At 72.7% G+C, this 20,556-nt stretch carries 20 protein-coding genes; 14 read left to right on the forward strand and 6 right to left on the reverse strand.

What is annotated here, in order from left to right; all coding sequences use genetic code 11:
- Nucleotides 1-93: 93 nt before the first annotated feature.
- The 5 genes from ACZ4XD_RS16455 to ACZ4XD_RS16475 all read left to right on the forward strand — a co-directional run bounded on the left by ACZ4XD_RS16455 (nucleotide 94) and on the right by ACZ4XD_RS16475 (nucleotide 5,829).
- Entirely contained in the window at nucleotides 94-786 is a 693-nt protein-coding gene (locus ACZ4XD_RS16455; protein WP_468042623.1) for a Crp/Fnr family transcriptional regulator, read from the forward strand.
- A 177-nt stretch (nucleotides 787-963) separates the two neighbouring features.
- Nucleotides 964-1,950, forward strand: a complete 987-nt coding sequence (locus ACZ4XD_RS16460; RefSeq protein ID WP_468042625.1) for a hypothetical protein — start codon at nucleotides 964-966, stop codon at nucleotides 1,948-1,950.
- Entirely contained in the window at nucleotides 1,947-4,211 is a 2,265-nt protein-coding gene (locus ACZ4XD_RS16465; protein ID WP_468042627.1) for a hypothetical protein, read from the forward strand. Before ACZ4XD_RS16460 ends, ACZ4XD_RS16465 begins: the two co-directional genes overlap by 4 nt.
- Nucleotides 4,208-5,173, forward strand: a complete 966-nt coding sequence (locus ACZ4XD_RS16470; protein WP_468042629.1) for a hypothetical protein — start codon at nucleotides 4,208-4,210, stop codon at nucleotides 5,171-5,173. Before ACZ4XD_RS16465 ends, ACZ4XD_RS16470 begins: the two co-directional genes overlap by 4 nt.
- Nucleotides 5,174-5,355: 182 nt before the next feature.
- Entirely contained in the window at nucleotides 5,356-5,829 is a 474-nt protein-coding gene (locus tag ACZ4XD_RS16475) for a Pycsar system effector family protein (protein ID WP_435602489.1), read from the forward strand.
- A 40-nt stretch (nucleotides 5,830-5,869) separates the two neighbouring features.
- On the opposite strand, the gene ACZ4XD_RS16480 is transcribed toward ACZ4XD_RS16475, so the two are convergent.
- Nucleotides 5,870-7,654 carry an FAD-dependent monooxygenase gene (locus tag ACZ4XD_RS16480; RefSeq protein WP_468042631.1) on the reverse strand — a complete coding sequence of 595 codons (1,785 nt, stop codon included), beginning with the start codon at nucleotides 7,652-7,654 and terminating at the stop codon, nucleotides 5,870-5,872.
- Between the two features lie 90 nt (nucleotides 7,655-7,744).
- Between ACZ4XD_RS16480 and ACZ4XD_RS16485 the strand changes: the two genes are divergently transcribed.
- From ACZ4XD_RS16485 to ACZ4XD_RS16500, 4 genes are all read left to right on the forward strand, one after another.
- On the forward strand, nucleotides 7,745-8,470 hold the full coding sequence (locus ACZ4XD_RS16485; protein ID WP_468042633.1) for a TetR/AcrR family transcriptional regulator: 726 nt from the start codon (nucleotides 7,745-7,747) through the stop codon (nucleotides 8,468-8,470).
- A gap of 4 nt (nucleotides 8,471-8,474) precedes the next feature.
- Nucleotides 8,475-9,275 (forward strand): Fpg/Nei family DNA glycosylase, encoded by an 801-nt coding sequence (locus ACZ4XD_RS16490; RefSeq protein ID WP_468042635.1) that lies wholly within the window; start codon nucleotides 8,475-8,477, stop codon nucleotides 9,273-9,275.
- 147 nt (nucleotides 9,276-9,422) lie between these two features.
- Nucleotides 9,423-10,361 (forward strand): alpha/beta hydrolase, encoded by a 939-nt coding sequence (locus ACZ4XD_RS16495; RefSeq protein ID WP_468042637.1) that lies wholly within the window; start codon nucleotides 9,423-9,425, stop codon nucleotides 10,359-10,361.
- A gap of 10 nt (nucleotides 10,362-10,371) precedes the next feature.
- Complete coding sequence (locus tag ACZ4XD_RS16500) at nucleotides 10,372-11,091, forward strand: helix-turn-helix transcriptional regulator (RefSeq protein WP_468042639.1); 720 nt, start codon at nucleotides 10,372-10,374, stop codon at nucleotides 11,089-11,091.
- Nucleotides 11,092-11,229: 138 nt separating this feature from the next.
- Here ACZ4XD_RS16500 and ACZ4XD_RS16505 read toward each other — a convergent pair whose 3' ends face one another.
- Both ACZ4XD_RS16505 and ACZ4XD_RS16510 read right to left on the reverse strand, forming a co-directional pair.
- The gene (locus tag ACZ4XD_RS16505; RefSeq protein ID WP_468042641.1) at nucleotides 11,230-11,886 is read right to left on the reverse strand and encodes a response regulator transcription factor; all 657 of its coding nucleotides are present in this window, start codon (nucleotides 11,884-11,886) and stop codon (nucleotides 11,230-11,232) included.
- The gene (locus tag ACZ4XD_RS16510) at nucleotides 11,874-13,055 is read right to left on the reverse strand and encodes a sensor histidine kinase (RefSeq protein WP_468042643.1); all 1,182 of its coding nucleotides are present in this window, start codon (nucleotides 13,053-13,055) and stop codon (nucleotides 11,874-11,876) included. The genes ACZ4XD_RS16505 and ACZ4XD_RS16510 overlap by 13 nt, the downstream gene beginning before the upstream one ends.
- A 188-nt stretch (nucleotides 13,056-13,243) precedes the next feature.
- On the opposite strand from ACZ4XD_RS16510, the gene ACZ4XD_RS16515 reads away from it, so the two are divergent.
- Nucleotides 13,244-13,408, forward strand: a complete 165-nt coding sequence (locus ACZ4XD_RS16515) for a hypothetical protein (RefSeq protein WP_467113049.1) — start codon at nucleotides 13,244-13,246, stop codon at nucleotides 13,406-13,408.
- Between the two features lie 76 nt (nucleotides 13,409-13,484).
- Here ACZ4XD_RS16515 and ACZ4XD_RS16520 read toward each other — a convergent pair whose 3' ends face one another.
- The 3 genes from ACZ4XD_RS16520 to ACZ4XD_RS16530 are packed head-to-tail and all read right to left on the reverse strand — an operon-like array spanning nucleotide 13,485 to nucleotide 16,247.
- Nucleotides 13,485-13,979, reverse strand: coding sequence for a GerMN domain-containing protein (locus tag ACZ4XD_RS16520; RefSeq protein WP_468042645.1), 495 nt, complete (start codon nucleotides 13,977-13,979; stop codon nucleotides 13,485-13,487).
- Entirely contained in the window at nucleotides 13,976-15,553 is a 1,578-nt protein-coding gene (locus ACZ4XD_RS16525; RefSeq protein WP_468042647.1) for an ATP-binding protein, read from the reverse strand. The genes ACZ4XD_RS16520 and ACZ4XD_RS16525 overlap by 4 nt, the downstream gene beginning before the upstream one ends.
- 7 nt (nucleotides 15,554-15,560) lie before the next feature.
- On the reverse strand, nucleotides 15,561-16,247 hold the full coding sequence (locus ACZ4XD_RS16530) for a response regulator transcription factor (RefSeq protein WP_042150635.1): 687 nt from the start codon (nucleotides 16,245-16,247) through the stop codon (nucleotides 15,561-15,563).
- A gap of 133 nt (nucleotides 16,248-16,380) precedes the next feature.
- Between ACZ4XD_RS16530 and ACZ4XD_RS16535 the strand changes: the two genes are divergently transcribed.
- Genes ACZ4XD_RS16535 through ACZ4XD_RS16550 form a run of 4 tightly spaced genes read left to right on the forward strand, consistent with a single transcriptional unit; the run spans nucleotide 16,381 to nucleotide 20,082 of the window.
- Complete coding sequence (locus ACZ4XD_RS16535; RefSeq protein WP_468042650.1) at nucleotides 16,381-17,058, forward strand: hypothetical protein; 678 nt, start codon at nucleotides 16,381-16,383, stop codon at nucleotides 17,056-17,058.
- Nucleotides 17,016-18,152, forward strand: a complete 1,137-nt coding sequence (locus ACZ4XD_RS16540; protein WP_468042652.1) for a peptidoglycan-binding protein — start codon at nucleotides 17,016-17,018, stop codon at nucleotides 18,150-18,152. Before ACZ4XD_RS16535 ends, ACZ4XD_RS16540 begins: the two co-directional genes overlap by 43 nt.
- Nucleotides 18,149-18,877, forward strand: coding sequence for an ABC transporter ATP-binding protein (locus tag ACZ4XD_RS16545; protein ID WP_468042654.1), 729 nt, complete (start codon nucleotides 18,149-18,151; stop codon nucleotides 18,875-18,877). Before ACZ4XD_RS16540 ends, ACZ4XD_RS16545 begins: the two co-directional genes overlap by 4 nt.
- A complete protein-coding gene (locus ACZ4XD_RS16550; protein WP_468042656.1) occupies nucleotides 18,874-20,082 on the forward strand; it encodes an ABC transporter permease in 1,209 nt (402 codons plus the stop codon). Before ACZ4XD_RS16545 ends, ACZ4XD_RS16550 begins: the two co-directional genes overlap by 4 nt.
- Nucleotides 20,083-20,556: the final 474 nt, after the last annotated feature.

A 20,556-nucleotide genomic window follows, 5' to 3' on the forward strand; every position in this document is an offset into this window, starting at 1 on the left:
GAGGGGGCTGAGGTGCGAGGGAGCCGGGTGGGGGCCGGCTCCCGTCACCGCCTTCCGCCGACACCGCGGGCGGAGTTCTTCTAGGCTCGGCACATGGGTGAGCGCCAAGGGGGAGCGCCGGTCGCGACAGGCCGGACACTGCGGCACTTCGTGGGCGACGCGGTCTGGCGGGACCTGCTGGGCCAGGTGTACGAGCGCCGGCATCCGGCCGGGACGATGATGCTCCGTCAGGGCGAGCCCGGGACGCATGTGCTGGCCGTGCTGAGCGGGGTCGCCAAGGTGCTCCGGCGCGAGCGGAACGGAGATCTGACCCTGCTGGCGTTCCGCGGGCCGGGGGAGCTGCTCGGCGAGGTCGCGGTGCTGGACGACGACGTACGGTCGGCGAGCGTGGAGACGATCTCGTCGTGCACCGTGGGGGTCGTCGGCAAGGCGGAGTTCCTGCGGTTCGTCGTGGACCACGATCTGTTTCCGGTGCTGGTGCGGTACGCCTTCACCAGGATGCGGGAGTCGGACGAGGCCCGCGGTGGTGGTGACACCCTGACCCGGCTGGCGGCCACCCTGGTGGGGCTCGCCGATATCGCCGGGCAGACGGGCGGCCGCCCCGGTGAGTCGCTGGAGCTGGCCCTCACCCGTCACGAACTGGCCCAGTACCTGGGCATTTCCCGTAACACGATCTCGTCGACGCTCGCCGAGCTGGAGTCCTGCGAGGTGCGGGCCGGACGGAAAAGCATCGTCCTCGGCGATCTGACCGCGCTGCGCCGGAGGGCCGCCGCTCCCGGAAGCTGACGCCCCATCCGGTGTGGCGCGCGTCACGCCGTCACTGCACTACGGGTGCACACCGGGGAACCGTCCCTCGCGAGACTCGTGTGTGGAGCTGAACGACGGATTCAGCCCCGGTTCATGACGGCCCGTCGCCCGGCCATGAACCCGGTGAAGACCGCACGGGAAAGCCAAGGAGTTCCGATGTCATCGTCCCGCCCGGACCTGCCCGAAGCCAGTGCCCAGCCCTACTCCCGCAGCCGGCCGCTGCCGCCGTACCGGGGGATCGTGGCGGTCGACGCCAAGGACTTCACCGGATACCCGGCCATCGAGCACGGCGCGATCAGCCAGGCCATTCCGCAGCTCCTCCAGACCTCGTTCGAGCGGGCCGGCATCGCCGAGGTCTGGGCGGAGCGGCGGTTCCCCGACTCCACCGGCGACGGCTATGTCTTCGGGTTCGACCCGGCGAAGATGCCGTTCGTCATCCACCCCTGGCTGAGCACCCTCCAGGACGTGCTGACCGAGTTCCATCTGCACTCCACGGGCGCGGTGCGCATCCGGCTCAGGGTGAGCCTGCACATCGGGCCGCTGCCCGACGCGGGGCAGGAGTACGACGGCAACGGGACCCCGCGGAACGACACCCACCGGCTGCTCGACTCCCGCCCGGTCAAGGCGATGCTGGCGGCCTCCAGCGCCAACATCACCCAGGTCGCCGCCATCCTCTCCGACCGCTGCTACCAGGACGCGGTGGTGAGCGGCTACACCGGGCGGCACCCCGACCACTTCCTCCAGGTGCCGGCCACCGTCGAGGGCAAGCAGTTCGACCAGGCGGCCTGGCTGTATGTCCCGGCCCCGTCGGGCAATCTGTACGACCGCCGCATCCTCGGGGACCGGGTGGTCGAGGACCACGAGTCCGGCGAGAGGGAGCGCGCTGAGGATTCCCGGCGCGCCGCGCGCCGGGACGCCGCCCCGCAGGTGCAGTACCGGGCCGACCGCGGGAACATCAACCGCGGGACCGTGTACGGCGGTCAGAACGTCCGGAACGTCGAGACCGGCGGCGACTACATCGGCGGTGACTACGTCGGTGGCGACCGCTTCGGTGGGGACTACGTCGGCGGTAACAAGGCCGGCACGGTGCAGGGCAACCAGGGCGACACGGTCCACGGCGACAAGCACGAGGGCCGCCGATGAGCGCCGAGGACACGCGTACGGACATCCCGCAGCAGAGCGACGGGGCGTCCCGCGGGGCACCGGAACCGCAGGCAGCGGGCGAGGAGCCGCCCGAGGGCGATATCGGCTTCGCGGACCCGGACGACGCGGACGTCGACGAGGCGGCGGCGGAGTACGCGCTGCACGGCGGGGAGTTCGCCGGTCTGCCCTTCGGCAGTCAGCCGCCCTCGATGATCTACGCCCCGCACGCCAACATCAACACCGGCTCCGTGCACGGCGGTCAGCGGGTGCAGAACAGCGGGGGCACCGGCGGCACCGGCGAACGGCGGGTCGAGGCGCACGAGGGGCCCATCTCCGCGGTGGAGGTCCTTGACGCCAAGGCCGGGTTCGCGGAGCCCGACTGGTTCCCCGCGGCCCTGTCCGAACTCGACAGCCGGCTGCTGTTCCTCACCGGCGAGCCCGGTACCGGCCGCCGCACCGCGGCGCTCAACCTGCTGCACCGGCACAGCGGCGGCAGCATGAGCCTGCGGGCGGTCGACGGCGATATGAATCTTGCGTCCTGGCGCCCCAGGCACCGCGACACCCGCGGCTATCTGGTGGACGGGCTGCTGCCCGAGTACCCGCTGAAGCCGGGGATGGTCCGCCACCTCCAGAGCCTCCTGAGCACGGCCGACGCCCGCATGGTGGTGGTGCTGCCGGACGCCCCGGAGCTGGTCCGGCGCCTGTCGCGCGAACTCCATGTCACGCCCGTCCGGTGTACGCCACCGGCCGCGCGGGCGGTGTTCGACGCCCGCTTCGCGGACGCGGTACCGGACCCGTCGGAGCGCACCCGGCGGCTGGCCCTCCTGGAGCCCGGGCTGCTGGACGAGCTGCTGGCCCCGGAGCTGGTGCCGGCCCAGGTGGCCGAGCTGGTGGCCGCGGTCGCCACCGCGGAGGACGGCGGGCCGGACCTCGCCGACATCCAGAAAAGGCTGAGCTTCCTCGCGGAGGGCGAGGTGCCGGACCTGCTCGCACGGCTGCGGGACGATGCCGACGGGCTCGCCTTCCTCCTCGCGACCTGCGTGTTCGAGGGCCTGGACCACCGGATCGTGCGGGAGGAGGCGGAACGGCTGCTGGAGCTGGCGGACGGGCGGCTCAGCTCCGTACTGCCGGAGGGCGCCGCCGGCTCCGACGAGGACGGGCGGCGTGACCGGGAGCGGAAGCCGCGGCCCAATCCGCAGTTCGTCTTCCGGCGGTCGCTGGACGAACTCCTGTGGAGCGTCCGGGCGGAGCGCTCCCCCAGGGAGATCCACTCGAACTCCGGCTACACCTACGCCGTGGAGGCCGTGCGCTTCACCCGCCACCGGCAGGCGGAGGCCGTGCTGCGGCATGTCTGGCGGGAGTACGGACACCTCTCCGGCCTGCTGACCGAGTGGATGGCGGACCTCAGGAACGAGCAAGAGCTGACCGAGCCGGTGGGCCGGGTGATGGGCCGGGCCGCCGGCTGGGGCGGGGGCCGCCGGGCCCTTGAGCACATCGGCACCCTCGCCAGGTCTTCGCGTCGGAGCAGCCGCACCATCGCCGCGTACGCGCTGGGCGTGGCGGCCGGAGATCCCGTCCTGGCCCGCGAGGTCAAATACCGCCTCAGCCGGTGGAGCGCGCAGCAGAGCTGGCAGGTGCGCTCCACCGTCGCCTACACCTGCGGTGCGGACTTCGGCGCCTCCCGGCCCGAGGTGGCCATGCGGCTGCTGCGGAATGTGCCCCGTGGCCGGGACGACGAGCACGAGTTCACCGTGGACCGGGCGGTCCGTGACGCACTGGGCGATCTGTTCGCCTCCGGCAGCCAGGCCACGGTCTTCCGGCATCTGGCCGAATGGGCGGACGGCGAGGGGGCCTTGGCCGACATCGCGCTCTGGACGTTCCCGCAACTGCTCCAGAACACCTCGTGGTGTCAGGAACAGCTGGCCGACGACGGCGAATACGCGGCGCAGATCATCGACCTCGTCCACCGGACCCTCAACGACGAGGAGCGCTTCGCGGCGACCTGCAGCGCGGTGCTCTGGTGGTGCCGGATGGCCACCTGGGGCGACCTGCCGCGAACGGCCGTGGAGACCCTGCTCAGCGCGCTCGCGGCGGACTTCCGGCACGGGGTGTTCCGCCTCTTCGTCGTGATCGACCGGGCCGATATCCCCGATCTCGCCGGACTCGCCATCGCCCGGGAAGCCCTGAACTCCTGGCGGAACGGCGAGCAGCCATGGCAGCCGGCGAACGGCAGCACCCACCCGAACGGGAGAACGTCATGACGACCGACAGCAACCAGCCCGTCTACACCCCCGCCGCGCGGGCCCCTTGGCGGGAGATCCTGCGGCACCGCTGGTCCGGCCGCCTCGACCGGGCCCTGGTGCTGCGGGAACACAGCGGCGCCTACCGGGTACTGGGCTCCCGGAATCGGGCACTGCTCGGGACAGCCGACGAGGCGGCCGCGCAGGCGTCCGCCGCGCCCAGGCTGCTGGGCGGCTACGACAGCGCCTTCCACGTCCAGCTCCATGAGCAGTCGGGGACCCGGAGCGTGGCACTGCCCACCGCCTACGGCACGGAGTCGGTGGACCTCCGGGTGCTGTGGTGGGTGCACGACCCGGTGGAGGTGGTGCGCTCGCGGACCGCGGACGGCTGGGACGCGGTCCGTAAGGAGCTCGACCGGCGGCTGCGTCACCTGGAGGACGCCCACGCGGCCGACGGGCAGACCCTCGGCGCACCCGAGATCATGCAAGATCTGGCCGCGCCACAGGAGCTGGAGGGTCTCGGCCTCACCTACCGCGTGACGGACATCAGCGGACAGGAATCAGAGGGTGAGCTGCGGCTGGGGCAGCCCGGCGGGGGCGAGCTGCCGTACTCCTGGACCGCCAACCGGCGGGAGGAGTTCCAGTTCTGCGAGCAGGCCGTGCGCAACGGCCCGGTGTCGCTGGCGGCGCTCTGGCTGGTCCGGCACCCCGACCAGGTTGGCCAGGTGCTGGACTGGACGGTGAACCACCGCGGTCTGCTCAAGGAGGAGACCAGCTGGCAGGACGAAATCGCCGGACTGCTCGGCACGTTGACGGAGCAGGAGCGGCAGGAACTCTCCGGGCTGCTGCGGGACCGGCTCGCCGGACTGGGACGCCGGGTGCCCGCACCGTCGGCACCGCAGGATGCGCCGGCGGACAAGGGGCCTGGGGGCTCGGGGCTGAACGGCCACCGGCGCGGGCCGGCGAAGGAGTGGTCGGTGTGAGGCGTACGGCGCTCCCCCGTCCTTCGGTGCGCCTCACGCCGCAGCGGGGAGCGCGGGCCGGGGCCGCCGGGGCGCGCCGGCGCCCCGCTCCGCGCCCGCTCCGTCAGCGGCACCGGACCCTGCGTGACCGCCGCGTCCCCGGCACGGCGCCGGGGACGCCGCACCCGGAGACCCTGGCGGCGATGGAACGCTTCCTGGCCGCCAACGGCGTGGAGATCGCACGGGCGGACACCAAGGCCGCGGTACTGCTGGGCTTCATGGGCGCCGTGCTCGGCGCGTTCATCACGGTGACCCGCGGTGCCGCCACGCATCAGGCCGCCGCCTCGTGGAAGGCGGATGTGCTGTGGTGGGGCGCGGTCACCACCGCGCTGCTGGCCATCGTCTGCTTCGTCTCCGCCATCGCCCCCCGGAGGCGCAGGGGAAGGAAGCCCGGCCTGGCGGGCCCCGGCTACTTCGAGCACATCGGACGGGGGGAGGACGGCGACGGCCTCAGCCACGCCTTCGCCCGTATCGCACACGACCCCACCGGCCCGCTCCTGGACTCCGTCCGGCGCACCAGCGCGATCATCCGCTCCAAGTACCGCTGGATCGAAACGGGAACGGCACTGCTGCTGGTGGCCCTTCCGCAGTTCGCGGCCGCGTTACAACCGGGGTGAGGGTGCGGGCCGCCGATGGGTGGAAGGGCCTCGCCCCTGACTACCCCTGCACCGGGGCACCCGCCCACTCCGTCAGGGCGCGATGGCGCTCGGTGCGGCGGTCTGCCAGGGCCGGTGTGCGGGTGGCCCAGGCGATGTGGCCGTCGGGGCGGAGGAGGATCTCCCGTACCCCGTCGAGGTCGGTGCGGTGGTCGTGGCGGGTGACGGTCAGGGCGGTCACCCGGGGGCCCCAGCCGGGGGTGACGGTCCGCCGCAGCTGCTCGTCACCCGCGAGGTCCAGCAGGACGAAGCGGCCGGGCGGGAGGAGTTCGTAGGCGCGGATGGCCGCGGAACCGGTCGCCGTCAGGGCGATATCGGGCATCCGGCGTCCCGTCAGGGGGTCGGCGTCGGTGGCGGTGGGCGGATAGACCGTGTCGAGCGCGGAAATCCGCCCGGCCAGGCGGCGGTTGACCTCCTCGATGCCCAGGAGTTCCGTCAGCAGGGTGCGCAGCGCGGCGGCCGGGCGCTGATACGGGGGGAGTAGGGTCAGCTCCATCAGCAGCGTCTGGACCTCGGTGTTCTCGGTGACCGCCCGGCCGACCGGATGCCGTTCGGCGTGGTAGCTGTCGAGCAGTCCGGGCGGGGCCCAGCCGTGGATCTCGGCGGCGAGCTTCCAGCCCAGGTTCATCGCGTCCTGGAGCCCGGTGTTGAGGCCCTGTCCGGCGGCCGGGAAGTGGATATGGGCGGCGTCGCCGGCCAGCAGGACGCGTCCGGCGCGGTATTGGGCGGCGAGGCGGGTGGCGTTGCCGAACCGCGACAGCCAACGGGGCTGCGCCACCCCGCAGTCGGTGCCGCAGAGGTCCACCAGGGAGCTGCGGAACTCCTCCGGTGTCAGCGGTTCGGCGGATGGTGTGCGCATCCGCCGCGGGTCGATGAGGACGAGCCGGGTGAGGCCGCCGGTCCGGCCCTCCGCCGGGCCGTTCGCGGGTCCGTCCGCCTCCAGCGGGGCGACCAGGACGCCATGGGCGCGCACACGGTCGAGGGCCGCCGGGTCGACGACCGCGAAGTCCCCCAGTACGCCGGTCAGGGTCTCGTCGGTGCCGGGGAACGCGATGCCGGCGGCCCGCCGCACCGCGCTCCGTCCGCCGTCGCAGCCGACCACATAGCGTGCGCGGACGGTCCGCAGGCCGCCGCCGGGCCCGCGGACGTCCACCTCGACACCGCCCGCCATCTCGACACCGCCCGCTGCCGCGCGCCCGCCCCGCCCGTCGCCGCAGCCTCCGTCACCGCCCTCACCCTGGCGCAGCCCGATCACCTCGTATCCGCGCCGGACCGGCACCCCGAGTTCGCGGGCGCGTTCCGCCAGCAGCTGCTCGGTGCGGGCCTGGGCGAGGAACAGGGTGTAGCCGTGCCGGGTGTCCAGCGCGCTGAAGTCCAGCCGGGTGTCCAGTCCGGCGAAGTGCCACTCCGGGACGGCGCGTCCGTGCGCCAGGAAGCGTTCCACCAGGCCCCGTTGGTCCATCAGCTCGATGCTGCGCGGGTGCAGGGTCAGCGCCCGTGAGTCCCGCTGGGCCGCGGTCCGCCGCTCAAGGATCTGCACCCGTACGCCGCCCAGTGCCAGCTCGGCACCGAGCATCAGCCCCGTCGGCCCCGCACCCACCACGAGCACATCGACCTCGTCGGCCGCCTCGGCAGCGGCCTCCCTCACCTGGGCCTCCACTTCGGCCGCCACCTGGACCTCCCCATCGGTCGCCACCTGGGCCTCGACTTCGGCTACCACCTCGGCCTTCCACTCGGTCGCCACCTCGGCCTCGCCCTCGCTCTCGCCCTCGAAAGCGGCATCCATCGACTGCCTCCCCGCATTCGTGCCCGCTATTTGGTGAACGCTATTTAGTGAACGATGTTCACGTGAACGCCGTTCACTATAATGAGCGCCATGAGCGCCGCGTCAACCCCCAGCCCGACCAGCCCTCCCGGCGCCCGGCCCGCCACCACGGGGCGGGGCCGGCCCCCGAAGCTCGACCAGGCGCGGACCGTCGAGGTGGCCCTGGCGCTGCTGGACGAGGTCGGGCTGGACGCGCTCACCATGCGGCGGCTGGCCGAGGCCATGGACGTACGGGCCGGTGCGCTCTACCGCTACTTCGCCACCAAGCACGAACTGCTGACCGCGATGGCCGAGGTGCTGCTGGCCGACTGTCTCGACCGGCCGCTCGGGTCGCCGGACTGGAGCGAGCGGGTGGCCGAACTGGCCCGCCGGATGCGTACGGCGCTCCTGGGCCACCGCGACGGCGCCCGCGTCTACGCCGGTACGCACGCCACCGGCGCCCACACCCTCGGCTTCGCCGACGCCCTCGTCGGCGTGCTGCGGGAGGCGGGCTTCGCCGCCGACGACGCGGGCCGGGCCGCCCTCACGGTCGTCCACTTCACCCTCGGCCACACCCTGGAGGAGCAGGCCGCACACCAGGGCACGGACGCCGGCCCGGCGGACCCGGCACGGCTGCGTGCAGCGGTGACCCCCGGCCAATACCCCCATCTGACCACCGCGTTGCCAGTGTTTGCCAGCACGGACTTCGCCGCCCACTTCGAATTCGGGCTGGGGCTCCTCCTCCAGGGCCTGCGCGCCCTCGGGCCCGGCGCCGCGCCCCCGGGGACCGGCGGGTGACGCCATGCCCGAGCTGCCCGACGTCGAGGCGTTCCGGGAAATCCTGGCCTCCTGTGCGCAGGGGAGGCGGATCCGGCGGACCGAGGTGTACGACGCGGGCGTACTGCACGGGGTGAGTGCCGGGCGGCTGCGCCGCGAGCTGACCGGCCGCCGGTTCGCCGAGCCGGAGCGGCGCGGCAAGTGGCTGCTTGCGCGCACCGACGGCCCCACCGTGCTGCTGCACTTCGGGATGACCGGTGAGCTGGTGTGCGCCACCCCCGCCGAATCGGCGCACGCCCATGACCGGGTGGTGTTCACGGTGACCGGCGGACGCCAGCTGCGCTACCGCGACCAGCGCAAACTCCAGGGCCTGTGGCTGGTCGACGAGGCCGGGCTGGACCGGATGCTGCGCGACCAGGGGCCGGATGCGGCGACGCTGACCCACCAGGGGTTCGCGGCGGTGCTCGCCGGGCGGCGCGGCAGCCTCAAGTCGGTCCTCATGGACCAGTCGGCACTGGCCGGACTCGGCAATCTCCTCGTCGACGAGATCCTGTGGCGCGCCCGGCTGCACCCCGCCCGACGGGCCGGTGCGCTCTCCGCCGACGAGCACGGCCGGCTGTACACGGAGCTGCGCCGCACCCTGCGCTCGGCGGTCCGCGCGGGCCGCGTACCGCCACGCAGATCCTGGCTCACGGGACGCCGCGACGACCCCGGGGCGAGCTGCCCGCGCTGCGGCACGACCCTGTGCCGCAAGCGTCTCGCGGGCCGCGGCACGGTGTGGTGCCCCGACTGCCAGCCCGAGGGGAACGACGGGGGCGAGAGCTGAACTACGATCCGCGGTAAGCCGCTTGGGGCCGTGCGCGCGGTCAGTAGAGGGGGCGGTGACGCGGCAGGCGGCAGGGCAGGAGTGTGGCGCGGCTCACCAGGAAAAGGTGACAGGGGGGTGTCGCGGACGGCTGCGAGCGTGGGCGGCATGACGCTCACCGATGAGGACTGCCTCGACGAGACCCTGGCATTCAACAAGCAATTCGAGGCCGCTGCCGCGAGCCGCCCGGCGCGCGAAGAGACGCCGGACGCAGCCCTGCTGGCCACCCTTCGGCGCAACCGGCTCGGTGGTGACACACCACCGGTCAGACTGCCGCACGGCCAGGACCGCGTCAGTGCGGGCGGGGTGGCGGTACGGGTCTTCGTGCCGGAGCACGTGGAGGGCGTGTATCTGCATTTCCACGGAGGCGGCTGGGCGTTCGGTGCCGCGGACGGACAGGACGAGCGGCTGTGGCGGCTCGCCGAGCACGCCCGGCTGGCCGTGGTCAGCGTGGACTACCGCCTCGCGCCGGAACACCCGTTCCCCGCCGGGCCCGACGACTGCGAGACGGCCGCCCGGTGGCTGGTGCGGCACGCCGCGGCCGAGTTCGGCACCCAACGGCTGCTGATCGGGGGTGAATCGGCCGGTGCCCACCTCAGTGTCCTGACGCTGCTGCGCCTGCGCGACCGGCACGGCATCACCGGCGCGTTCCGGGCGGCCCATCTGCTCTTCGGCCCCTACGACCTGTCCATGACGCCGAGCCAGCGCGCGTTCGGATCACGGCGGCTGCTGAGCAATACGGACACGCTGCGGCGGAGCTACGAGCTGTTCACACCCGGCACGGGGCCGGAACAACGCCGCGACCCCGAGGTCTCGCCGCTCTTCGCCGACCTCGCCGGTCTGCCGCCCGCACGGATCGTCGTCGGTACCGAAGATCCACTGCTGGACGACTCGCTGTTCCTGGCCGGGCGGTGGCAGGCGGCCGGTGCGCCCGTGCACCTCGGTGTCGTCGCCGGCGCCATGCACGGCTTCACCCTGTTCCCGCTGACCATCACCGAGCGGGAACTGCGGCGTGAGCGGGAATTCCTGTCCACCACGGGACGGTAGCGTCGCCCGGATGAACCGCACTGCCCGGCTCTATGCGCTGGTGGAGGAGTTGCGTGCGGCGGCGCCGCGGCCGCTGACGGTCGCGGTGCTCGCCGCGCGGTTCGAGGTGAGCACGCGCACCGTGCAGCGCGACCTCCAGGCGCTGATGGAGACCGGTGTCCCGGTACGCGCCACCCCCGGGCGGGGCGGCGGCTGGTCGGTCGACCCGGAAATGACCCTGCCCCCGATCCACTTCACCACCGAGGAAGCCTCGGCACTGGCCGTCGCCCTGGCCGCGGCCGACGCCGCCGCCCCGTATGCCGCCGCGGCCCGTACGGCGGCCCAGAAGATCGCCGCTTCGTTGTCCGGCCCCGCCTCGGCAGCCGCACAGCAACTCGCCGCCCGGATCGTCACGCTGCCCTCGCCCGCCCACGCCACGGTCCGCACCACGGTGGCACGGGCCCTCGCCACCCACACGGTGCTGCGGCTGTCCTACACCGACGCGGCAGGACGCGTAAGCGACCGCGCGGTGGAACCGGCCGGACTGCTCACCGCCAACGGCAGGTGGTACCTCATCGCCTGGTGCCGCACCCGCCGGGCCGGCCGGGGCTTCCGGCTGGACCGCATCACCGCGGCGACTCCTACTACGGAGCAGGCGCAGCCCCACGACCTGACCGCACTCCTGCGCGCCTCGGCGGCGGCCGACGCGGTACGGCCCACCACTCTGGCTCCCCTCACTTCCCCGCGTTGAGAAACCGAGGCACCGTTACGGACCCGCTCCGGCCCATCTCCCGCTCCCCGAGCGGAACTTCGCAGCCCGCAGCAGCCTGCAACAGCCCGGCACAGCCCGCAACAGCCCGCCGCCCGTCCCCCGCACCCGTACGAGACATCACGCCCCCGCCCTCCCCCCGTTCAGATACGTCAGCACCGCCAGCACCCGCCGATGGCCGCTGTCGCCCGCCGGCAGGCCCAGCTTCGCGAAGACATTGCCGATGTGTTTGCTGACCGCCCGGTCCGACACCACCAGCAGCCGGGCGATCGTGGTGTTGTCCCGACCTTCCGCCATCAGGTGCAGTACCTCGCGCTCGCGCGGGGTCAGCGTGTCGAGCGGATCGTCGCGGCGCCGGGTCATCAGCTCCGTGACCACCTCCGGGTCCAGCGCGGTGCCGCCCGCCGCGACGCGTTCCAGTGCGTCCAGGAACTCGTCGACCCGGCCCACCCGGTCCTTCAGCAGATAGCCGACGCCGCTCGCGCCGCCGCCCAGCAACTCCGCGGCGTAGGCCTCCTCCACGTACTGGGACAGTACGAGCACCGGCAGCCCGGGGATCTCCCGGCGGGCCGCCAGCGCCGCCCGCAAGCCCTCGTCGCGGAAGCCGGGCGGCATCCGGACGTCCAGCACGGCGGCGTCCGGGCGGTGTTCGAGGAGCGCGGGCAGCGCCTCGGGCCCGCTGGCCGCCACCGCCGCCACCTCGTGTCCCGCGGAGGTCAGCAGCAGCACCAGCCCCTCCCTGAGCAGGGCGTTGTCCTCGGCGATCACCACACGCACGGCAGCTCCACATCGATCACGGTCGGGCCCCCGCCGGGGCTGGTCACTTCCACGGTCCCGTCGAGCGCCGCGACCCGGCGCCGGATGCCGAGCAGCCCACTGCCGCCGGAGGCGCCCGGAGAGCCGGTCTCCGCGCCGCCGCGCCCCTCGTCACGTACCGACAGCGTCAACCGGTCGGGCCCGCGGGCCAGTTCCACCCGGGCCCGGTCCGACCCGCTGTGTTTGGCAGTGTTGGTCAGGGCCTCGGCGACGACGAAGTACGCGGCCGCCTCGACCGCGGCCGGTGCGCGCGGGCCCTCCGCCAGCCCGTCCTCGGACACCGCCACCTCCAGACCGCTGCTCGCCGCGAGCGCCCGCACCGCTCCCACCAGGCCCCGGTCGGTGAGGATCGGCGGATGGATGCCGCGGACGACCTGACGCAGCTCGGTGAGGGCCTCTTCGGTCTGGTTCTGTGCGTCGTCGAGGAGCGCGCGGGCCGCCTCGGGGTCCTTGTCGTAGGCCCGCCGCGCCAGCCCCAGCCGCATCGAGAGCGCCACCAGCCTTGCCTGGGTGCCGTCGTGCAGATCCCGTTCGATACGCCGCAGTTCGGCGCCGTGCGCGGCGACGGCACCGGCCCGGGTCACGGTCAGCTCCTCGACCCGCTCGGCGAGCCGGGCCCGGTGCGCGCTGTCCGGCGACGGCCGCAGCAGCGCACGCGACCAGGCCGCGTCGAGGTCGGCGAGGCGCCCGATCAGCGGCAGGACGACGGCCCGGTGCCGCAGCAGCCCGCACCACACCCCGTCGACGAGCAGCCCGACGGCCCACAGCGGCAGCGCGAGATACGCCAGCAGCCAGCCGTAGCCGAAGTGGGCGGCGAGCCAGCGCAGATCGCGGTAGGTGCCCGGGTCGGCGAGCGCGGTACGCACCCGCGCCAACAGGCCCCCGGTGAGCGGCAGATACGCCTCCGGCACCGGCACCCCCGTCCAGGCCGCCACCCGGCGCCGCTTGAACCCGGCCATCCGTCGCAGCAGCAGAACGGTCTCGGGCAGCACGCCCGCGCCGATCACGATGGCCGTCACCACGGCGGTGAACAACAGCAGCCCGAGGAAGAGATACGACAGCAGCGCCAGCCCGCCCGCCGTCATCAGCTGAGCCGTGGCCCGCCCCGCCCGCCGCACCGTCTCCCCCATGGGGCTCAGGCTAAGGGACCGTCACCGGGGGCGCGGGCGGGTGCGCTCCCCGGCCGGGGTGTAGCGCGCTACACCCCGCATTCGGGAGGGCGCTCCCTCGAACCGGCGGCCGGCGGCGGCCAGTCTGGATGCAGCGATACCCGCCTCGGCACGGTGCGGCGGGTGACCCTCCGGAAGGAAGAAAATCCATGAAAGCCCTGCTCTGGTGCGTGCTCGTGCTCGCCCTCCTCTTCAATGTCGCCACCAGCTTCGCCTTCGACGGGGTGCAGCAGGTGCTGGTCAGCGTCGGCAGCGGGGTGGTGGTGATCGGGTCGGCGGTGGGGCTGTTCCTGAGGCGCACCAAGCGGTCCTGAGGCGCACCAAGCGGTCCTGAGGCAGGCGGTTCGGTGTTGAGGCGGGACGGCGGGAGCCCGGGCGGCAGCCAGGCGCTCAGTGCGACAGGAACTGCTGGCACTGGTACGGCCCGGCGCGCTCCCCGCTGATCACGATGGTCACCTGGACCTTGTCCGGGCGGGTGCCGTGGAGGAGGACCTCGGCGCGGGCGAAGGTGCAGACCAACTGGCCGGTGCTCTGGTCCTGGGGGGCGTCGGCGGTGGAGTGCGGAATGTTGATGGTGACACTGCCGTCGTGGGAGGTGACGCGGAGCCACTTCTCGGGGGCGACGAGATTGGCCAGGCCGTTGAACCGCTCTTCCGGGGTCGGCCCGTCGAGCAGCAGTCGGTAGGCGGCGTTGAAATCCCTGACCTTTCTGCCGGGCCGGGACACCCCCCGCAATCCGCTGTCGGAAGCGAAGTAGACCCGCATGTCCTTCGAGATCCCGGAGGGCGCGGTGCCGCCGGCCGTGACGCCGGTGGGGCGGATACCGCAGCCCGTGGCGACGAGGGCGAGCACACAGCAGGTGAGGGCGGTGCGGGGACGCGTCATGAGGCGGATTCCGTACGGAGGGGCATCTGGAGGGTGAAGACGGTGCCGACGCCCGGCGCCGGGGGCGCGAGCTCGATGGTGCCGCCGTGCAGGCGGGCGTTCTCCAGGGCGATGGCCATGCCCAGCCCGCTGCCTTCGGAGCGGCTGCGGGCACTGTCGGCCTTGTAGAAGCGGTCGAAGACATGACGGGCCACTTCGGGAGTCATCCCCGGGCCGTGGTCGGCGACCGCGACGGTGAGCCGGTCGTCCGCCGCCCGTACGGTGACCGTCACCGGTGGCGCGCCGTGTCGGAGGGCGTTGCCGACGAGATTGGCGACGATCACGTCGAGCCGGCGGCGGTCGAGCCGGGCCCGGATGCCCGGGGGGAGATCGGCTTCGACCCGGTCGGTCCAGCCGCGTGCCGCGAGCGTGGCGCGCACCGCCTCGGCCATGTCCACGGAGTGCACCGTGAGCGCCACCGCGCGGGCATCGAAGCGGGATATCTCGATGAGGTCGTCGACGAGCCGGGTCAGCTTGGCGGTTTCGGCGCTGACCGTGCGGGCCGCGTGTGCGGTGTCGGGGGTGAGCTGGTCGGCGTCCTCCTCCAGGACGCTGGAGACGATGGTCATGGCCGCGAGCGGGGTGCGCAGCTCATGGGAGACATCGGCGACGAAACGGCGGGCCAGGGCTTCCTGGGCGCGCAGTTCGCTGACGCTGTCCTCCAGCGCGCCGGCCGTTTCGTTGAAGGTGTGGGCGAGTTCGGCCAGTTCGTCGCGGCCCCGCTCCTCGACCCGGATGCTCAGCTCGCCGGTGGCCAGCCGGCGGGTGGCCCGCGCCAGTTTGCGTACCGGGCGCAGCACCGTACGGGCCGCGAGCAGCGCCAGGACGGCGGCCAGCAGCACCACGGGCAACAGACCGCGCTGCACACTGCGCACCAACTCGGCGGTGTCGCGCTCCTCGTCCGCCAAGGAGACCACCGCGAATATCTCGACGCCGGACGGCTGCCCGGAGCTGCGGTCACGGCCCGCGGAGTCCAGAAGGACCGGGGCGCCCAGGGCCAGCCAGGGCTTCCCGCCGTGCTCGACCCGCTGGAGCGAGACCTGGGTGCGGGTGCGCACGGTCGCGCGCAGCTCGGCGGTGATCCGGCTGCGGTCCGCGGACGGGTCGGAAGAGGCGGTGTAGTCGCGGTACTGGGCGACGACCAGCGCGCCGCGCAGGCCGGACGAGACGTCGGTGGCGAACCGGGCCATCGAGCGGGGATCGGTCGGGACATCGAGATCCGCGGCAAGGCTGTCGACGCGGTTGCGGAAGTCCTCGACGGCGGCGTTCTGCGCCCGCTTGAGGACCGCGTCGCGCGATTCCCGGTACGCCAGTGCGGTGGCGGTGACCGAGCTGATCAGGGCGACCACGACGACCGTGATGATCAGCCGGCCACGGAGCCCGTCGAGACGCGGCAGCCGTATACGGGCCCGCAGTCCGGTCCTCGCGGCCGACGGCGGAACCGACTTCGCCGTGGTCCCGTCCGTGGCCCCGTCCGTGCTCTCTTCCGTGGTCCCGTCCGTGCTCTCGTGCGTGCTCTCTTCCGTGCCGCTCATGGCGTGCTCACAGCGGCCCGAATCGATAGCCGAAGCCACGCACCGTCTGGATGTAGCGCGGCTTGGCGGGGAGGTCCTCCAGCTTGGCGCGCAGCCGTCCGACCGCCGCGTCCACCAGCCGGGAGTCGCCCAGGAAGTCGTGCTCCCAGACGAGTTCGAGGAGCTGCTCCCGGCTGAAGACCCGGCCGGGGGCGGCCGACAGCTCCAGCAGCAGCCGCAGTTCGGTGGGCGGGAGGGGAATGGCGGTGCCGCGCTTGGTGACGGTCAGGCCGGCCCGGTCGATGACGAGTCCGGCGAAGTCGTCGCTGTCCGTGCGTGTCACCGGTCCGGCCCGGCGCAGGGCCGCCCGGATACGGGCCTCCAGCACCCGGCCGGTGATCGGCTTGACCACATAGTCGTCGGCGCCCGCCTCCAGCCCGCTGACCACGTCCAGATCGTCACCGCGGGAGGTGAGCATGATGATCGGCAGCTGGCCCCGGCCCCGGATGCGGCGGCAGACCTCGAAGCCGTCGATACCGGGCAGCATCAGGTCGACCACCGCGATCTCGATGCCGCCGCCGCCCGGGCGGGACAGCAGCTCCATGCCTGCCTCGCCGGAGGCGACGGCGTCGACCTCGTGGCCGTGCCGGCGCAGCACCAGCTCCATTCCGTCCCGGACGGACGTGTCGTCCTCGATCAACAGCACATGCGGCATGCCGACGATTATGGGCGAGGGTTTGCGCAGCTCAGGAGTTATCCACAGGGCGAAAATGCGGACCGGCGGCATTGTTACGTTCTCATCATGCGGCCATGGAGCGGCCACCAATTCCGGCCCCGAGATTGTCGGCATGACGCAGAAGACTTGCACCCGCTCCGGCTCCCGGTCCGGCACCCGCTCCGGCTCCCTCTCCCGCTCCCGTGGCGCGCGCCTCGCGCTGCTGATCGCCGCCCCCGCTCTCGCGCTGACCACGGCCTGCGGCGGCGCCGCCGAGTCCTCCGACGAGGGGGTCGCTTCCGTCAGCAAGGCGCCCTCCACCGACCGCACCAAGGGCAGCGCCGACTCGCCCCAGGCCGGTCCGGCCAAGGGCAAAAGCGCCTTCTACGACGCACAGATGAAGTTCGTCCAGTGCATGCGCCAGAAGATCAACAAGGATTATCCCGACCCCAAACTGAGCGGCCATCTCGACTGGACGAAGATCAACGAACTCCAGGACAAGATGGGCAACGACGACGTCGCCAAAGCCGGCCGGGGCGGCGCTTGCAAGAACGAGATGCAAAAGGCCATGAGCCTGGAGCCGCCCCGCGATACGCAGAAGGATTACGAGTCGATGCTCGCGCACGCCAAGTGCATGCGCGCCCATGGCGTATCGAAGTTCACCAACCCGCGGTTGCAGGACGGCAATGTCATCCCCGGTGGTGACCCGAACCCCGCCTCGCCCGAGATCGCGCCGGACTCGCCCGCCTACAAGCAGGCCGTACAGGCATGCAAGGACAAGCTCCTCGACGGACTGGACGGCATGCAGTGAGTTCTGCACGGAAGCGCCGCCGGGGCCTGGTCGCCCTGGCAGCCGCGGTCACCGCGACCGCGGCGACCGCCGGTGTCATGCTCCTCACCGGCCCCGGGAAGGACGCCTCGGCCGGAAAGCCGAAGGGGCCGCCCACCACGACCGAGATCACCCGGACCGACCTCGTGCAGAGCAAGACCGTCGACGGGCGGCTGGATTACGCGCAGCGCCGGGTGGTGAAGTCCCCGGTGGAGGGCACGGTCACCAAGGCCGCCGAACCGGGGAAGACCGTCTCGCTCGGGCAGCGCCTCTATGAGCGCGACGCCCGGCCGGTGACCCTCCTCTACGGCGCGACACCGATGTTCCGCACGATGAAGACCGGCGCCCGTGGCCCGGACGTCCTCCAACTGGAGCGCAACCTCCGCGATCTGGGCTTCGGGGCGGGTCTGTATGTGGACGTCCGCTTCGACGAGGCGACCGAGGCCGCCGTCAAGCAGTGGCAGAAGTCCCTCGATGTGACCTCCAACGGCGAGGTCGGCCAGGGCGACGTCGTCTTCCAGCGCGGCCCGCTGCGGGTGGTGTCCGCCGACGCCGCCCTCGCCGACCGTGTCGGTCCGGACAGCAAGGTCCTCACCGTCGCCTCCACCAAGCCGGTCGTACGGGCCGAGCTGGACGCGGCCGACGGTGCGCTGGCCGCCAAGGGCACCAAGGTGGAGATCGCCATGCACAGCGGAGACACCCGGCGCGGCAAGGTCAGCGGCGTGGTGGCCCCGGAGGACTCCGGCCCCGCCGAGGGCGGGGCCGCCGGCAGCGGTGGCCCGTCCGGGGACGCCCTCCAGGTGGAGATCACGCTCGACGACGGCACCAAGCTCCAGGAGAAGGACCGGCAGGGCACCCTCAGCGTGAAGTTCGTCAGTGAAAGCCGTAAGAACGTGCTGACGGTCCCGGTCGAGGCGGTCGTCGCGCTGCGCGAGGGCGGCTACGGGCTGGAGCTGGTCCAGGGCGGCAAGACGCGCATGGTGCAGGTAGAGACCGGTCTGACGGCCGACGGCCGGATCGAGGTCAGCGGCGCCGGCCTGGCCGAGGGCATGAAGGTCGGAGCGGCCGAGCAATGACCGAAGCCGTGATCGAACTGCGGGCGGCCACCAAGTCGTACCCGGGCGGGGTGCACGCCCTGCGGGGCGTGGACCTGCGGGTGGAGCAGGGCGAACTGACCGCCATCGTCGGCCCGTCCGGCTCCGGCAAATCCACCCTGCTCAACCTCCTGGGCACCCTCGACCGGGCCACCTCGGGCGAGGTCCGGGTGGCCGGGTACGACGTGAGCAAGCTGTCCGACGCCCAGCTCTCCGTGCTGCGCGCCCGGCACATCGGCTTCGTCTTCCAGCACTTCCACCTCGCCCCCGGCCGCAGCGCCCAGGACAATGTCGCCGACGGTCTGCTGTACGGCGGGACGGGGCTGCGGGAGCGCCGCGCGCGGGCCCGTACGGCCCTGGAGGAAGTGGGGCTCGGGCACCGTATCGACCACCTCGCCCACCAGCTCTCGGGCGGCGAGAAGCAGCGGGTGGCCATCGCCCGCGCACTGGTCGGCGACCCCGACCTGCTGCTCGCCGACGAACCGACCGGCGCGCTGGACACCGCGTCCGGCGCCATGGTCATGAACCTCATCCGCGAGCTGCACGCGGCCGGGACGACCGTCTGCGTCATCACCCACGACCACGAGATCGCCGCCGCGCTGCCCCGCCGGATCCGCTTCCGCGACGGCGAGATCGTCCACGACTCCGGTGCCGCTCCGCCCGCATCCGGCTCCCCCGTGGAGCCCACCGAGGAGGTGACCCGATGAGCGGCCCCGCCCTCCGCCCCGCCCTCCGCCCGGCCCGGCTCTCCCCGGCCGATGTGCTGCGGGTCGGCGCCGAGGGCCTGCGCAGCCGGCGCACCCGGGTCGTGCTGTCCGCCCTCGGCATCGCGATCGGCATCGCCACGATGGTCGCGGTCATCGGGCTGTCCACCTCCAGCCGCGCCGACCTCATGAACCGGCTCGACCGGCTCGGCACCAATCTGCTCACCGCCGAGGCGGGGGAGGACCCCATGGGCGGCACCGTCAAACTCCCCAAGAACGCGGTGTCGATGGTCGAGCGGATCGGCCCGGTCCAGCACGCCACCGCGACCGGCGCGGTCGACGCCCGGGTGCGGCGCAGTGACGCCGTGCCGGAGGAGAGGGCGGCCGGCATCACGGTCCAGGCCGCCCGCACCGACCTGCTCGACGCGCTCAACGCCCGTATCGGTCAGGGCAGCTGGCTGAACCGCGCCAGTGAGCGACTGCCCACCGTCGTGCTGGGCTCGGTCGCCGCCGACCGCCTCGGCATCTCCGCACCCGGCGGCAAGATCCTGCTGGACGACCGCTGGTACGTCGTCACCGGCATCCTCGCGCCCGTCGAGCTGGTGCCGAATCTGGACCGTACGGCGCTGGTCGGATACCCCTCCGCCGAGCGCTACTTGGGCTTCGACGGCCACCCCACCATGCTCTTCGAGCGCTCCACGGACGCCTCGGTGGAGGCGGTCCAGGGGGTGCTGGCCCGTACGGTCAACCCGGGTGACGAGGGCTCGGTGAAGGTCTCCCGCCCCTCCGACGCCCTCGCGGCCAAGGCCGCCACCGATGAGGGGCTGACGTCACTGATGCTCGGCCTGGGCGCGGTGGCGCTGCTCGTCGGCGGGGTGGGCGTGGCCAACACCATGGTGATCTCGGTGCTGGAGCGCCGCCAGGAGATCGGGCTGCGCCGCGCACTGGGCGCGACCCGCGGCTCGATCCGGATTCAATTCCTCACCGAGTCGCTGCTGTTGTCGGCGCTCGGCGGGCTGGCGGGCGCGGCCCTCGGCGCCGCCGCCACCTTCGCCTTCGCCCGTGCGCAGGGGTGGACCGCCGTCGTACCGCCCTGGTCCCTGGCCGGCGGTCTGGGCGCCACGCTCGTGATCGGGGTCATCGCCGGTCTCTATCCGGCCGTACGGGCCTCCCGGCTGCATCCGACGGTGGCGCTCAGCGCGACCTGACCGACGGCGACGGTGCCGGTCCAGCGGCGCTCGGGCGGCTCGGTGGGTCCGCCGCACGGGCGCCCGGACCGGCCTGTCGCGCTCTCCTTCCACGGTATCCGGAGAGTGACGATTCAGCACGCTTTGCCATGTTCACTAAGAATCTTGGCTTATGTCTGAATTTTCACGCAAATCGCCTTGTTGGAGACAGGTGAGCGTCGTAGCTTGGGAGTTGTCGTAACCGGTAACGGTTCGACCAACAAGGAACAAAATCCTAGGAGGCGAGAATGAGCTTCCGGAATGTCTTCCCGAGAAGGCGTAGGCACGACGACGATTACGACCACGACCACGGCCGCCGTCGGCGCCGCAGGAGGCGTGGACGCAGGTATCTGCGCAGGCGTCGTCACCACCACTGACTCAAAATCCTGAGTCCGAGGCAGGCTCGCGTACCGCGCGGGTCCGCCTCGTCGGTGTGAGGGGCCCCTTCCGGGCCCC

This window comes from Streptomyces sp. NPDC029466, assembly GCF_055574515.1.

Excerpts from the sequence above, each read along its gene's own strand:
- ACZ4XD_RS16455 (WP_468042623.1), top strand. The coding sequence starts at position 94 with ATGGGTGAGCGCCAAGGGGGAGCGCCGGTCGCGACAGGCCGGACACTG.
- ACZ4XD_RS16460 (WP_468042625.1), top strand. The coding sequence starts at position 964 with ATGTCATCGTCCCGCCCGGACCTGCCCGAAGCCAGTGCCCAGCCCTAC.
- ACZ4XD_RS16465 (WP_468042627.1), top strand. The coding sequence starts at position 1,947 with ATGAGCGCCGAGGACACGCGTACGGACATCCCGCAGCAGAGCGACGGG.
- ACZ4XD_RS16470 (WP_468042629.1), top strand. The coding sequence starts at position 4,208 with ATGACGACCGACAGCAACCAGCCCGTCTACACCCCCGCCGCGCGGGCC.
- ACZ4XD_RS16475 (WP_435602489.1), top strand. The coding sequence starts at position 5,356 with ATGGAACGCTTCCTGGCCGCCAACGGCGTGGAGATCGCACGGGCGGAC.
- ACZ4XD_RS16480 (WP_468042631.1), bottom strand. The coding sequence starts at position 7,654 with ATGGATGCCGCTTTCGAGGGCGAGAGCGAGGGCGAGGCCGAGGTGGCG.
- ACZ4XD_RS16485 (WP_468042633.1), top strand. The coding sequence starts at position 7,745 with ATGAGCGCCGCGTCAACCCCCAGCCCGACCAGCCCTCCCGGCGCCCGG.
- ACZ4XD_RS16490 (WP_468042635.1), top strand. The coding sequence starts at position 8,475 with ATGCCCGAGCTGCCCGACGTCGAGGCGTTCCGGGAAATCCTGGCCTCC.
- ACZ4XD_RS16495 (WP_468042637.1), top strand. The coding sequence starts at position 9,423 with ATGACGCTCACCGATGAGGACTGCCTCGACGAGACCCTGGCATTCAAC.
- ACZ4XD_RS16500 (WP_468042639.1), top strand. The coding sequence starts at position 10,372 with ATGAACCGCACTGCCCGGCTCTATGCGCTGGTGGAGGAGTTGCGTGCG.
- ACZ4XD_RS16510 (WP_468042643.1), bottom strand. The coding sequence starts at position 13,055 with ATGGGGGAGACGGTGCGGCGGGCGGGGCGGGCCACGGCTCAGCTGATG.
- ACZ4XD_RS16515 (WP_467113049.1), top strand. The coding sequence starts at position 13,244 with ATGAAAGCCCTGCTCTGGTGCGTGCTCGTGCTCGCCCTCCTCTTCAAT.
- ACZ4XD_RS16520 (WP_468042645.1), bottom strand. The coding sequence starts at position 13,979 with ATGACGCGTCCCCGCACCGCCCTCACCTGCTGTGTGCTCGCCCTCGTC.
- ACZ4XD_RS16525 (WP_468042647.1), bottom strand. The coding sequence starts at position 15,553 with ATGAGCGGCACGGAAGAGAGCACGCACGAGAGCACGGACGGGACCACG.
- ACZ4XD_RS16530 (WP_042150635.1), bottom strand. The coding sequence starts at position 16,247 with ATGCCGCATGTGCTGTTGATCGAGGACGACACGTCCGTCCGGGACGGA.
- ACZ4XD_RS16535 (WP_468042650.1), top strand. The coding sequence starts at position 16,381 with ATGACGCAGAAGACTTGCACCCGCTCCGGCTCCCGGTCCGGCACCCGC.
- ACZ4XD_RS16540 (WP_468042652.1), top strand. The coding sequence starts at position 17,016 with ATGCAAGGACAAGCTCCTCGACGGACTGGACGGCATGCAGTGAGTTCT.
- ACZ4XD_RS16545 (WP_468042654.1), top strand. The coding sequence starts at position 18,149 with ATGACCGAAGCCGTGATCGAACTGCGGGCGGCCACCAAGTCGTACCCG.
- ACZ4XD_RS16550 (WP_468042656.1), top strand. The coding sequence starts at position 18,874 with ATGAGCGGCCCCGCCCTCCGCCCCGCCCTCCGCCCGGCCCGGCTCTCC.